Below are 12839 nucleotides of genomic sequence, written 5' to 3'. Positions count from 1 at the left end.
TGTTTCCCGCCGTCCCGCCCCGGCGGACGGACAGACTGTAGCAGCCTCTCGCCGCGCGCACAAGGTGGACAAACCCGCGGGGCCCGTGTACTATCCGCGCCCGTCACGAAGTGGGAATCCAAGCATGGCCCAAGGCGACATCCAAGCAACCGAGTGCTGCCTGTGCGCGCGCCCCGCCGTGCGGGAACTCGCGGATTTCGGCCCGCAACCGATCTGCAACCGCTACCTGGCCAGCCCCGACGGCGGGGAATTCAAGCATCCCATGGTCCTCGGGCAATGCGGCGCGTGCGGCCTGCTCCAGTTGCTGAACCCTGTGCCGGCCGAGGAGATCGTGCCGCCGTATGACTGGATCGTGTACAACGAACCCGAGGGCCACCTGGACCGCCTGGCGGACATCCTGTCCGGGCTCCCGGGGCTGCTCAAGCGGGGCGTGATCGCGGGGGTGAGTTACAAGGACGACTCGCTCCTCCGGCGGCTGCGCGAGCGCGGGCACCGCTACACGTGGCGGCTCGACGCCCACCGCGACCTGGCCATGGAGAGCACGGGGGCCAGCGTGGAACTGCTCCAGGGCCGCATTTCGCCGGCCGGTGCGATCCACATCACCCACGGCCGCGGCCGCTCGGACATGGTGATCGGGCGCCAGGTCCTCGAGCACTCGCACCGCATGCGCGATTTCCTGGCCGGCCTGAAGTGCCTTCTTTACCCCGGCGGGTTCGTCGTGGTCGAGGTACCGGACTGCACCCGCGCCCTCGACAACGTCGACGCGGCCATCCTCTGGGAGGAGCATATCGTCTACTTCACGCCCGAGACCTTCAAGCGCAACCTGGCCATCGCGGGCTTCAAGCTGGTGCACTACGAATGCTTCCCGTACCCGTTCGAGAACTCGCTGGTCGCCGTCGTCCAGGTGGACGAACGCCCCGGGGGCGAGGACGCGTTTCCGGACCCCGCCACGCTGGAGCAGGAGCGGGCGAAGGCCCGCCGGTTCGTCGACGGGCTGAACGGGCAGAAGCGGAAGATTCGCGAGCTTTTCGGCCGGTATCGTGCGGGCGGCGGGAAGATCGCCCTGTTCGGGGCCGGGCACCTCGCGTGCACGTACATCAACATCCTGGACCTCGCGGATGTCATTGATTTTGTCGTGGACGATCATCCGAAGAAGAAAGGGCTTTTCATGCCGGGGTCGCGGCTGCCGATCCGGGGCTCGGAGGCGCTGCTTTCGGAGGACGTGAAATTGTGCCTCATGAGCTTGAGCCCGGAGGCGGAGGACAAGGTCATCGCCCGGAACCGGGCGTTTACGGAGCGCGGCGGGACCTTCTCGTCCATCAATCCGTCGAGCCGGCACGCGCTGAAAATCTGAACCATGGGCGCATCGCATCCAGTTGTGCTGGTCGTCGGGGCCTCGGGATTCGTCGGCGGGCACGCCCTGCGCCACCTGCGGGGCCTGGGCTGGAAGGTCGTCGGCACGCGCATGCGCGGGCGGGACGACGGCCTGCAGGGTTTCGACATCGTCCGGGACCGCCTGTCGGACCGGGTGGACGAGATCATGGGCGGCGCCGGCCGGCCTACGCACGTGGTCAATTGCGCGGCCATGGCGCAGCCGGACCGCTGCTTCCTCGATCGGGAGTTGAGCTACCAGATCAACGTGATCGGCACCATCCGGCTGATCGAGGACGCCTTCGCGATGGGCGCCCGGCCGATCTGCATGACCTCGGGATTCGCCTATGACGGCGTCTCGGGCTATTACGCGGACGACGAGCCCCACGCCCCGATCAACGAGTACGGACGCCACAAGGCGGAGGTCGAGGAATACTGCGCCGCCCATCGTCCCGAAACGCTCCACTACCGCCTGGACAAGGTGATCGGCGATGATCCCGCCGAGTACCAGATGTTCACCGAGTGGTACCAGTGGCATCTCCAGGGCAAGCCGATCATGTGCATTGCCAACCAGTTGTTTTCCCCGACCAACGTGCGGGACGTCGCCCGCGCCATCCAGGCCGGCTGCGAGCTGGGGTTGACCGGCGTCTACAACATCGCGAACCCGGAGTACTTCACGCGCGAGGAACTGGCCCGGCAGTTCTTCCGGATGCTCGGCCAGCGGGCCCGGATCGTGTGCAAGACCCAGGAGGAGCTGAAGTTCATCGACCTGCGGCCGGAAAAGACCTATCTCGACTCCACCCGTTTCCAGAAGGCGGCGAATTTCCGCTTCACCTCCGTGCGGGAGAGCATCCTGGCCTTCATGCAACGCCTCCCCCCGGTCTCATGACGCCATCGAACGGAGCCGCCATGACCGGCTCGATGGTCCGCCGGCGGCGGGGTCGCTTGACTCGCGTGCGGCCGGCTGATATCCAGAATGGAAACGGTGCGCACGAGGAAAGACCTGGCGCACGCGCCGGCGCCTGAAATGAAATGGCTCGAAAAATCGTCATAGCCGCGTGTGCCCTGGCCCTGGCCGTCCCGGGGCGGGCCCTCGCTTTCTCCAACCGCCGCACCCCCGTGGTCGAGGCGGTGGAAAGGGCCATGCCCGGGGTGGTGAACATCGGCACCGAGCAGCTCGTAACCGTCCGCCACACGGACCCCTTCCGGCGTTTCCGCGGGGACCTGTTCGACCAGTTCTACCAGGAGTTCTTCACGGGTCCGGCCACCCCGCGCGTGCGGCACTCCCTGGGCTCGGGCGTCATCATCGACCCGACCGGCTTCATCCTGACCAATTTTCACGTGGTGGAGCGGGCCTCGCGCATCCGGGTGACCCTGGCGGACGAAAGCACCTACGACGCCGTGTTCCTGGCGGGCGACGAGGTCAGCGACCTGGCCCTCCTGAAGATCGAGCCGGTCCGGCCCCTGGCCCCCGTCGAGTTCGCGCGGGAAGACGACCTGATGCTCGGCGAGACGGTCATCGCGCTCGGCAACCCGTTCGGCCTCGCGCAAACCGTCACCGTCGGCGTCCTCTCGGCCAAGAACCGCGAGGCGCGCTACAAGGGCGAGGTGCTCTACCGCGACATCCTCCAGACGGACGCCGCCGTGAACCCGGGGAGTTCGGGCGGGCCGCTGCTCAACGCCGACGGCGAGATGATCGGCATCAACGTCGCCATCTACCAGGAGGCGCAGAACATCGGGTTTGCCGTGCCCGTGCGCCGCGTGCGGGATCTGCTCGCGCGCTGGCTCGCCCCGCGGCTCCAGGGCAAGCGGTGGTTGGGATTCGAGGCCGACCAGACGAACGGCGCGCTGCGCGTGGTGCCCCCCGGGGCCCTGCCGGAACTGCCCGTTGACGAGCGCCTGCGCGCGGGAGATCTCATCCGGTCCGTCGCCGGTGAGCCGGTGCGCGACCTGTACGATTTTCACAAGGCCCTCCTGCCGTACGGCGTCGGCTCGACCGTCGACGTGGGCCTCGAGCGCGACGGGCGGGCGGAGACCGTGGCCGTGACCGTCGCCGCGCTGCCCAAGCCGGCCGGCGGGAAGCTGGCGCATCGCCGGTTGGGCCTGGACCTGGTCGAGCGGCCGTTCGGGCCGGAAAAGGGGCGCGCCCCGTTCGGGAACGGCGTAGCGATTTCGGAGATCGTGCCGGAGGGCGCCGCGCAGAAGGCCGGCCTTCGGCCCGGGCTGTACGTGGCCCGCATCAACGAGGCGCAGATCAACTCGCTGGAGGACGTCGGCCTGGCCCTCGAGTTCGTGCGCCCGGGCGACGCGACCCTCCTGACGGTGGTCCACCTGGAGGAAAGCGGCCCGTACCTGATCGCCCAGAGCTCCCAGGTCCGGATGAACGCGGAGTAAGCCATGATCCGGGTGTCGCATCTCACCAAGCGTTTCGCGGGCTGCATCGCGGTGGACGACGTCTCGTTCCGCATCGAGCGCGGCGAGGTCGTGGGCTTCCTGGGCGAAAACGGAGCGGGCAAGACAACGACCCTGCGCATCCTGTCCTGTTTCTTCCCGGCCACCGCGGGCTCGGTCGAGGTCGCGGGCTTCGACGTGTTCCGCGATTCCCTGGAAGTCCGCCGGCGGATCGGTTACCTGCCGGAAAACGCTCCGCTCTACGCCGAGATGCGCGTGGATGAGTACCTTCGGTTCCGTGCGCGGCTCAAGGGCGTGCCGCCCTCCGCCTGCCGGCGCCGCGTGCAGGACGTCAAGGAGCGCTGCGGCCTGAAGGACGCCGGGCGGCGCCTCATCGGGCAGCTCTCGCGCGGCTACCGGCAGCGCGTGGGCCTGGCCGACTGCCTGGTGCACGAGCCCGAGCTGCTGATCCTCGACGAGCCCACGCTGGGCCTGGATCCCGCGCAGGTGATCCAGGTGCGCGAGCTGATCAAGGACCTCGCCAAGCGGCATACGATCCTGCTCTCCACCCACGTTCTCTCCGAGGTCGAGGCGACCTGCCGGCGCGTGCTGATCATAAACCGGGGCCGGATCGTGGCCTCCGACTCGCCGGACCGGTTGCGGGAGCGGCTGCAGGCCGGCGCCCGCGTGGTGGTGGAAATGGCCGGCCCGCCGGACGAGGTGCAAGGCGCCCTGCAGGCGCTGCCCGACGTGCGCGGGGTCCGGCTCGACCTGGAGGACGGCGCGTGGCGGCGCTACCTGGTCGAGGGCGCGCACGGGACGGACGTGCGGCCGTCGGTGTTCGAACTGGCCGCGCGGAACCGCTGGCCGTTGCGCGAGCTCCGGCAGGACCGGAACACCCTGGAAGAGGTATTCGTCAGCCTGACCGGCACGGCGTCGGGGGAGGGCCGGTCGTGAAAACCTTCCTGACCCTCTGGCGAAAGGAGTTGGCGGCCTATTTCTTTTCCCCGCTGGCCTACGTCGTCATGATCTTCTTCCTGCTCGTGTTCGGGTTCAGCTTCTGGCTGCTGGTCCACGCCCTGGTCGAGGGGCCGGGCGGGACCTCGGTGATGCAGGAGCTGTTCGGTTCGCTCTTTTTCTGGATCGTTCTGCTGATCACAACCCCGGTGCTCACCATGCGGCTCTTCACGGAAGAGAAAACCGCGGGGACGCTCGAGACGCTCATGACGGCCCCGGTCTCGGATGCCGCGGTCGTCCTGGCCAAGTACTTCGGCGCCCTCGGCTTCTACCTGATCCTGTGGGTCCCGACGGCCGCCTACGCCGTGATCCTTCATGTCTTCAGCCCGCTGGCGGCCTCGGTGGACCTGGGCCCGATGATGGGCGGGTACCTCGGCGCGATGCTGGTCGGCGCGTTGTACCTGGCCGTGGGCGTGCTGTGCTCCGCGCTGGCCTCCAGCCAGATCATGGCGGCGATCGCGTGCTTCGCCGCGATCGGCCTCTCGTTCTTCGTCGGCTTCTTCGCCTACCTGGCGCGCACCGAGGCGGCGCGCGATGCGTTCGGCTACATCTCCTCCGTCTCGCACATGCTGGATTTTGCGCGGGGTGTCGTGGATACGCGGCCGATCGTACTGTACGCGACGCTCACGGCGCTGGTGCTGTTCGCGGCGGTCCGAACCCTTGAATCGAGGCGGTGGAAATAGATGGACACGCCCGCTACAACGCCGTCCGGGAGGACGTCGCCGGTATCACAGGGCGCTTTCCGCCGCGCGGTGCTGCGGCTCAATACCGCGCTGGCGCTGGCGCTCGCGGCCGTCCTGGTCCTGATGCTCAACTACCTGTCCTTCCGCCATTACGCCCGGGCGGATTGGAGCCGGTCGCGCTTCTACACGCTCTCCGAGAAGACCCGGAGCCTGCTGGGCGGGCTGACCGGCACCGTCGAGGTCGTCGTCTTCCTCCAGCCGGGCCAGGAGGTGTTCGAGGACGTGGTGCACCTGCTGACCGAGTACGAGGTGGCCTCGCCGTGGATTCGCGTCGAGCGGGTGGACCCCGACCGCGACCTGGCCCGGACCGAGGAGCTGATGCGGCGGTACGAGGTCAAGGAGGCCAACGTCATCGTCTTCGACCACGGCGGCCGGCGCAAGTACGTACGCACGGCCGAACTGGCCGATTACGACTACGATGCGGTCATGGGCGGGGAGCGCCCGCGCCGCCGGGCCTTCAAGGGGGAACAGGCCTTTTCGTCCGCGATCTACAGCATCAGCCAGGCCCGCCAGCCGGTCGTGTATTTCCTTCAGGGCCACGGCGAACGGGAGATCGACAGCTACGAGCGCGGCGTAGGCTATTCGAGCATCGCCGAACTCGTCCGCCGCGACCATGCCGAGGTCAAACCCCTCGTTCTCGGGCAGGTCCCGGCCATTCCCGAGGACGCCTCGGCCGTGGTGATCGCCGGACCGCAGAAGGCCCTGTCCCCGGCGGAACTGGACGTGCTGCGCGATTACCTGGAGCGGCAGGGCCGCCTGCTGTTGCTGCTGGACGCGGCGACCGTGACGGGGTTGGAACCCCTCTGCGAGAAATGGGGCGTACGGCTCGTCAGCGATGTCGTGCTGGACGCCACCCGGACGCTGACGGGCCGCGAACTGTTCATCACCGAGTACGAGCCCCATCCCATCACCCGGCCGCTGGGCGGATTGAGCACCGTCTTGTATCTGCCGCGGTCGGTCGAACCGCTCGACGGGGAGCCGGCGGGGGATCCGGCCGACCGGCCGTCCGTGGAACCGCTCGCCGCGTGCACGGAGTCCGGTTGGGCCGAGACGGACAGCGGCCAGAACCCGATGCGCTACGATCCCGAACGGGACCGGCCCGGGCCGGTGTCCGTGGCCGTGGCGGTGGAGAGGGGGCCCGTGCCCGGGATCGATGTCCAGATCCGCCCCACGCGCCTGGTCGTGATCGGCGATTCGGACTTCGCGGCCAACGGGGCGATGACCGGTGCGAACGAAGACTTTTTCCTCGGCGCCCTCAACTGGCTGCTCGAGCGCGGCGAATTGATGGCGATCGCCGCCAAGCCCGTCGAGGAGAGCCGGCTCTATATGACCCAGCGCCAGTTGCGCGGCTTGTTCTGGTTGGTTGTCGGGGTCATCCCCGCGATGCCCGCCGTGCTCGGCGTGCTGGCCTGGTGGCGGCGGAGGGCCTGACCGATGAAGTTCCGCACCACCTGGATCCTCCTGCTGGCCGTCCTCCTCGTGGGGACGCTCATCTACCGCTTCGAGCGCGAGTCCCGCTCCACGCGGGAGCGGGTCGAGGCCGCCCGCCGCGCCCTGGAATTCCGGGCCGAGGACATCTCGTTCATGGAACTCCAGTCCAGCAATCTCCTGGTCGAGTGCGTTCGGGAGGGCGGGCGGTGGATGCTGGCCCGGCCGTTCCGGGCGCGGGCCGATGCCGGAGCCGTGGAGCATATTCTCTATGGATTGCAGGGCCTGCGGCGGGGCGAGGTCATCACCGCCCGGGACCAGAAGAGCCGGGGAACGGGCGCGGCTGAATACGGCCTCGATCCCTTCCGCCATCGCCTGGTGCTGGGCAATGCCTACCACCGGCGGGCGATCCGGATCGGCCGCGAGGCGCCGCTGGGCGATGCCGTCTATATACAGGAAGAGGGCCGGGCGGACATCGTCGCGGTGGGCCGCGGGTTGCTGGATCTTCTGCCGGCGTCGGTTTCCGTGCTGCGCGACCGGGCCTTGCTGCCCGGCGCGCCGGAGCGGGTGCAGCGGCTGGAAATCCGGCGCGGCAGCGTCTTCATTCAGATCGCCCGCGGCGAACGCGGCCGCTGGGTCATCCAGCAGCCGGTGTCCGCCCGCGCGGCCCCGGCGGCGGTCCAGCGCTTCCTGGAACAGCTGTTCCTGTTGCGGGCGGCCGATTTTCTGCCGGACGGAACCCGGGAAGCGGCGGCCTACGGCTTCGACGAGCCCACGCTCCGGGTCGGCGTGACGCTGGACGGCGGGGGCGGGGAGGCGTCCGTCCTGGTGGGCGATCCGGTGGACCGCGGCGGCGCCCGGTTCTACACGTTGAGCCGGCCGGACGAATCGGCCGGCATGGTGGAGGCCGCCCAGCTGGACCCGCTGAAGGTCACCCTCGATGATCTGCGCGACCGGAAGCTGACCACGATGGAGGCCCGGGATATCCGCCGCGTGGTCATCGAAAGCGGGGAGCGCCGGCTGGAACTCCGGCAGGAACAGGGGGCGTGGCGGCTGACCGAACCCCGGCGCTGGAAAGCGGACGAGGAGCGCGTCCGGGAATTCCTCTCCGTGTGGACCGCGCCCGTCATCCGAAAGTTCCTGCCGCCGTCCGCCGGGGCGGCCGTGTCGCCGGCCCTGACCGTCCGGCTGGGCCGGCAGGCGGATCCCGCGGCCACGAAGGCGGGTCCGGCCGCCGCGGCGGAAGAGGACGAGACTGTTCTGAAAATCGGCCCCGAGGCCGCGGAAACCGGGTACCGGCAGGTCCTGGCCGAGCCGGATGGCGGAGCGGGCGAGATCCCTGAAAGCCTTCTGCTCTATGTCTCCGATGACCCGTTCTTCTACCGGGACCGCGAAGTGCTTCGCGTCAAAGCGGAGGACGTGGCGCGGATCGCGGTCAACCGGGCCGGCCGAACGCAGGCGGTTCGGCGGGGCTCCGCCGGCGAGTTCGAATCGGCGTCCGGGGAGGGAACGGTGGATGGCGAAGCCGTGCGGGATCTGCTGGCCGTGCTGCGCGAACTGCGGGCCGAACGTTTTGTCGGGGAACCGGAAGCCGCCCAGGCTGAATTCGGCTTCGGCGATTCCGCGGACCGGTTGGAACTGGGCCTGCAAGGGTCCGAGGGCCTGGGTCATGTGCTTTATTTCGGCGCCGCCGCGGGAACCTCGAACCGCTATGTGAAGATCCAGGGGCAGGAAGGAATCTTCGAACTGGGGTGGCGGGATTGCGATTTCCTGCTGCCTTCCTTGATCGTGCCGGCCTTGCCGCCCGGGGATGCCGACCATGGAACTGACGCCGCGCCCTGATCGGCCCGCACGCCCGAAACGGGCCGGGTTTGTTTCCCGGGGGGCGCGTTTCCTTTTTCGATGCCTGGCCGTTCTCTTCGGAACCGGCGTCCTGCTGGCCGCCGGCCTGTTGCTCTACCTGGGCGCGGCCGGCTTCCCCTCATGGCTGGTGGACCGCGCCCTGCGGCAATTGGAGGAACAGGGCATTCACGCGCGGGTGCGAAGGGCCCGCTTGAGCGTCAAGGACGGCGTCGTGCTCAAGGGGTTCCGACTCTACGACTCGCCGGAAGCGGCGAATCCGGTAGCCGAAGCGGACCGCGTGGCGCTGGGGCTGAATGTCCTGGAATGGCTTTCCCTCCGGCATGGCGTCGTGGGACTGCGCATCCGCGGCGCGCGGCTGCAATTGCACCTGCAGTCGAGCGGCCCCGACCGCCGGACCGAAGGGGCCGCTCTGGATAACGTGCGGACGACGATTCAGATCCGGCCCGGCCTCGTGGAGGTCCAGGGCTTTTCCGCCGAGGGATGGGGCATGCGCATTCAGGCGGCCGGCACGATCCGCCGGCGCATGCCCGAAAAGGAAACCGGGCGATCCGGTGCCGACCTGCTCCGGGAGTGCCCCCCCTGGCTGCTCAAGGTCATGGAGCAGGCCCGCGAGCTTCGGTTCAGCCAGCCTCCCAGGGTCCGTCTGGATTTCGCCATCGAACTCGATGATCCCGCGCGCTCCCGGGCCACCCTCCGGCTGGAGGCGCGCCGGACGCAAACGCCGGTCGGGGTCTTCGACCGCTGCAGCCTGGAGGCCGGCTTGGCCGGCGCGCGGGCCGAGGTGAAATCGCTCGTCCTGAAACAGGCGGATACGAGGGTGAGCCTGTCCGGTTTCCTGTCCCTGGCCAACACCCAGGCGGAGTTCCGGCTTTTCAGCGACGTGTCGCTGCACCAGTGGGCCGCGATTCTGCCGCGGGCCTGGCGGTCCCGGTTGAGCGACATGGGCTACGAACTCAAGGGCCGGGCTTCCCTGGAACTGTGGGGTGGGCCGGCCCCGCTCGCTGAAATGAAGCGTCATCTCGGCGGCTGGCTGTCCATCGAGCAGGCGGAATGCGGAGGCGTGTGGGTCGAAAAGGCCTTTCTCTCGGGCAGCCGGTCGGGCGACCTGGTCACGATCGAGAAACTCGACGGCGTCATGGGCAAGGGCGCGCGGCGCGGTTCGCTGAAGGCCGCGGCCACGTACAACGCCGTCTCTCGCGCCTTTCACGGTGAACTCAAGGGCGCCTTCCATCCGCACCTGTTCAAGCCGCTGCTCGCAGACTCTCAAATGCAAATCCTGAACTGGTTCGAGTTCGGCGACGCCCCGCCGGACGTCGAGCTCGAATTCTCCGGCGCGGCGGACGATCTGCGGCAATTTGCCTTCCGGGGAAAGGTGGCCGCCACCTCGCTGGTCTACCGCGGGGTCGACCTCGACGCCGCCTCTGCCGGGTTGACCTTGCGGGGTGGGGTCATGCGGCTGGACCCGCTGAAGGTCGTACGTCCCGAAGGCGGGGCGGGCGGGTGGCTGGAACTGGACTTCAACCGCCAGACCGCTTCCTTCGAGATCGACAGCTCGGCCGCGCCACACGCCGTGGCGCGTATGATCGGGCCCGGGCCCGGCCGATTCCTGGAGTCCTACCGCTTCGAAGGCCCCGCTCACATCACGGCCAGCGGCACGGTCAGCTACGCCGGCTTCTCGCCCGTGGATGTCGAGGCCTGGGTCACGGGACAGCGCTTTGGGCTGGGCTGGGCCCTCTCGGACGAGATCGCGTTCCGCGTGCGCGCCCTGCACCGGCGGCTGGAGATCACGGATATCAAGGCGCAAGCGTACGGCGGCGTGCTGACCGGCCGCATGGCCTTTTATCCCCTGAACGACCCGCTCCATCTCCGGTACGACGCGGTGGGCCGGATCGAGACCGTCCGCTTCGACCGTCTCATCGCCGCCCTCGCCCGCGTGGAGGAGAAGCCGTACGAAGGGCTCTTCTCCGCGGATTTCCGGCTCGAGGGCCGGGTCGGGACGGGCTGCGGCCGGACGGCGCTGGGCGAGGGGACCCTCCGCATAGAGGACGGCGCGCTGTTCGCAATTCCATTGATGGGCGGCCTGTCGGAGTGGCTGGCGCGCATCTACCCCGGGTTGGGATTCGCCACCCAGACGGATTTCCACACGACCTACGTGCTCAAGGACGGCGCGTTTCGCACGGAGGAGGCGATGCTGGAGGGCACGGTGTTGAGCCTGAAGGGAAAGGGCGAATACCACCTGGATCAGCGGATCGACATGACCGTCCAGGTGCAGCCCCTGCGCGAGGGGATCGTGGCGGAGGCCTTGCGCCTGGCCGCCTCGCCGCTGACGAAACTTCTCGAATTCAAGTTGGCGGGAACGTTGAGCGAGCCCAAGTGGCGCCCGCTCAATCTGCCCAAGGAACTTTTCCTGATCTTCGATTGAGCCGCGCGGCGGGCGGCAGAATACCCATGACAAAGCCGCGGGCTGCCGCTATTGTTCCCCCCGTTTTCCGCCGGGAGTCATTATGATGGACTGGATACAGGGCCGTGTCCCGTTGTCCCAGGTCGCTTGCGCCCTCGCGCTCGTGATCATGGCGATCAACGCGCTCTGCCTGTTGTGGCCGCCGGCCGTACGCCGGGCGGTCGCCGCGTTCCCCCGCAGCCGGGGCCCCGCCTGGCTGCTGACCGCCCTGGACCTGGCGTGGGTCGCCGTCATTGTCCTCCACGCGGAACTGGGCCGCTTCGATTGGCTCAAGCCGTACATTTACGCCGCGGCGCCGGTGGCCTTCTTTCTCATCGTCATCTTCATGGACGAACTCCTCGCGCCCCGCGCGCTGGGCGGCCTGCTGCTGCTGCTGGCCAACCCGGTTATCCGGGCGGCGCGCTGGCACGAGTCCGATTGGCGCTGGGTCGTCATGGTCCTGGCGTATGCCTGGGCCGTGGCCGGGATCGTACTGGTCTTGAGCCCGTTCTACTTCCGTCGGGTCGCGGAATGGGCTAACCGCACGGACGGCCGGTGCCGATTCCTGGGCGCCCTTCGTTTCGGCCTGGGGCTCCTCCTCCTCGCACTGGCACTGGCCGTGTACTGACCGGTCATGACCCGGCCGGCTCGATTTATGGTGTTGCGGGGCGGGGCGATCGGGGACTTCCTCCTGACCCTGCCCGTGCTGCAGGCCCTCCGCGCCCGCTGGCCGGACGCCTGGATTGAGGTGATCGGTTATCCCCACGTGGCGGGCCTGGCCCTCGCCGGCGGCCTGGTGAATCGCGTGGAATCCCTGGAGCGGGCCGGCATGGCCCGGTTCTTCTCCGCGATCCCCGAGTTCCCGGCGGAACAGATCGCCTACCTGCGCTCCTTCGATTTCGTGATCTCCTACCTGTACGATCCCACCGGCCTGGTCCGGGAGAATCTCAAGCGGGCCGGCGCGCGGGTCATTCTCTATCGTTCGCCGATCGTGGAGAGCGGGCACGCCATCGAGCACCTGATGAAACCGCTCGAGAGCCTGGCCCTCTATGCGGAGGGCGAGCGGCCCGTCCTGGACTGGCCGGCGGAAGAGCGGGCGGCCGGCCGCCGGTGGCTGTCCGAACAGGGCCTGCGCGAACCGGTCCTGGCCGTTCATCCCGGCAGCGGCAGCCCGAAGAAAAACTGGCCCGCCGATCGCTTCGTGGAACTGGCCCGCCGCGCGTCGGCCGATGCCGGATGCAGCTTCTTCTATCTCCTCGGGGAGGCCGACCGCGGGATCGCCGGGGCGCTGGCCGGCATGGACCCCGAACGCCCCGTCCTGAAGGAGGCTTCCCTGCGCCAGGTCGCTTCCGCCCTGTCCGCCTGCCGCCTGTACGTCGGGAACGACTCCGGCATCACGCACCTGGCCGCCGCGCTCGGTATTCCGACCGTCGCCCTCTTCGGCCCGTCCGACGCCGCCCGCTGGGGCCCGCGCGGCCCGCGCGTGCGCGTGATCCGCGCCCCCGGCTCCGAACTCCATGAAGTGCGCGTCGAGTCCGTGCTCCAGGTTGTCCGGGAACTGCTGGCCTGACGGTTCCGGAGCCGCG

Annotated in this window: 10 protein-coding genes; all 10 read left to right on the top strand. The window is 68.8% G+C overall.

Translation table 11 applies throughout. The annotated features are described in order from the left end of the window. Nucleotides 1–124 precede the first annotated feature (124 nt). The 10 genes from KA248_10030 to KA248_09985 all read left to right on the top strand — a co-directional run bounded on the left by KA248_10030 (nt 125) and on the right by KA248_09985 (nt 12823). Nucleotides 125–1354 (top strand): methyltransferase domain-containing protein, encoded by a 1230-nt coding sequence (locus tag KA248_10030; GenBank protein ID MBP7830242.1) that lies wholly within the window; start codon nt 125–127, stop codon nt 1352–1354. 3 nt (nt 1355–1357) lie between these two features. Beyond that, nucleotides 1358–2260 carry a sugar nucleotide-binding protein gene (locus KA248_10025; protein ID MBP7830241.1) on the top strand — a complete coding sequence of 301 codons (903 nt, stop codon included), beginning with the start codon at nt 1358–1360 and terminating at the stop codon, nt 2258–2260. 143 nt (nt 2261–2403) lie between these two features. Continuing rightward, a complete protein-coding gene (locus tag KA248_10020; GenBank protein MBP7830240.1) occupies nt 2404–3765 on the top strand; it encodes a trypsin-like peptidase domain-containing protein in 1362 nt (453 codons plus the stop codon). A 3-nt stretch (nt 3766–3768) separates the two neighbouring features. Next, nucleotides 3769–4719, top strand: a complete 951-nt coding sequence (locus KA248_10015) for an ATP-binding cassette domain-containing protein (GenBank protein MBP7830239.1) — start codon at nt 3769–3771, stop codon at nt 4717–4719. Beyond that, nucleotides 4716–5462: an ABC transporter permease gene (locus KA248_10010; protein MBP7830238.1), complete on the top strand. Its 747-nt coding sequence runs from the start codon at nt 4716–4718 to the stop codon at nt 5460–5462. Before KA248_10015 ends, KA248_10010 begins: the two co-directional genes overlap by 4 nt. Then, the gene (locus KA248_10005) at nt 5463–6953 is read left to right on the top strand and encodes a GldG family protein (protein MBP7830237.1); all 1491 of its coding nucleotides are present in this window, start codon (nt 5463–5465) and stop codon (nt 6951–6953) included. Nucleotides 6954–6956: 3 nt separating this feature from the next. Further along, the gene (locus KA248_10000) at nt 6957–8792 is read left to right on the top strand and encodes a DUF4340 domain-containing protein (GenBank protein MBP7830236.1); all 1836 of its coding nucleotides are present in this window, start codon (nt 6957–6959) and stop codon (nt 8790–8792) included. Further along, entirely contained in the window at nt 8770–11235 is a 2466-nt protein-coding gene (locus KA248_09995; GenBank protein MBP7830235.1) for a hypothetical protein, read from the top strand. Before KA248_10000 ends, KA248_09995 begins: the two co-directional genes overlap by 23 nt. A gap of 82 nt (nt 11236–11317) precedes the next feature. Then, nucleotides 11318–11881 (top strand): hypothetical protein, encoded by a 564-nt coding sequence (locus KA248_09990; protein ID MBP7830234.1) that lies wholly within the window; start codon nt 11318–11320, stop codon nt 11879–11881. A 27-nt stretch (nt 11882–11908) separates the two neighbouring features. Further along, entirely contained in the window at nt 11909–12823 is a 915-nt protein-coding gene (locus KA248_09985) for a glycosyltransferase family 9 protein (protein ID MBP7830233.1), read from the top strand. Nucleotides 12824–12839 lie beyond the last annotated feature (16 nt).

The sequence above is a fragment of the Kiritimatiellia bacterium genome (assembly GCA_018001225.1).
In the GTDB taxonomy this organism is placed as follows: Bacteria; Verrucomicrobiota; Kiritimatiellia; order CAIQIC01; family JAGNIJ01; genus JAGNIJ01.
The sequence above is the reverse complement of the archived record's forward strand: the minus strand, read 5'-3'. Positions and strand labels throughout refer to the sequence as shown.

Bases quoted from the DNA above. Each gene is read 5' to 3' on its own strand.
- KA248_10005 (MBP7830237.1), top strand. From the start codon at position 5,463: ATGGACACGCCCGCTACAACGCCGTCCGGGAGGACGTCGCCGGTATCA.
- KA248_09995 (MBP7830235.1), top strand. From the start codon at position 8,770: ATGGAACTGACGCCGCGCCCTGATCGGCCCGCACGCCCGAAACGGGCC.
- KA248_09985 (MBP7830233.1), top strand. From the start codon at position 11,909: ATGGTGTTGCGGGGCGGGGCGATCGGGGACTTCCTCCTGACCCTGCCC.
- KA248_10020 (MBP7830240.1), top strand. From the start codon at position 2,404: ATGGCTCGAAAAATCGTCATAGCCGCGTGTGCCCTGGCCCTGGCCGTC.
- KA248_10000 (MBP7830236.1), top strand. From the start codon at position 6,957: ATGAAGTTCCGCACCACCTGGATCCTCCTGCTGGCCGTCCTCCTCGTG.
- KA248_10030 (MBP7830242.1), top strand. From the start codon at position 125: ATGGCCCAAGGCGACATCCAAGCAACCGAGTGCTGCCTGTGCGCGCGC.
- KA248_09990 (MBP7830234.1), top strand. From the start codon at position 11,318: ATGATGGACTGGATACAGGGCCGTGTCCCGTTGTCCCAGGTCGCTTGC.
- KA248_10015 (MBP7830239.1), top strand. From the start codon at position 3,769: ATGATCCGGGTGTCGCATCTCACCAAGCGTTTCGCGGGCTGCATCGCG.
- KA248_10025 (MBP7830241.1), top strand. From the start codon at position 1,358: ATGGGCGCATCGCATCCAGTTGTGCTGGTCGTCGGGGCCTCGGGATTC.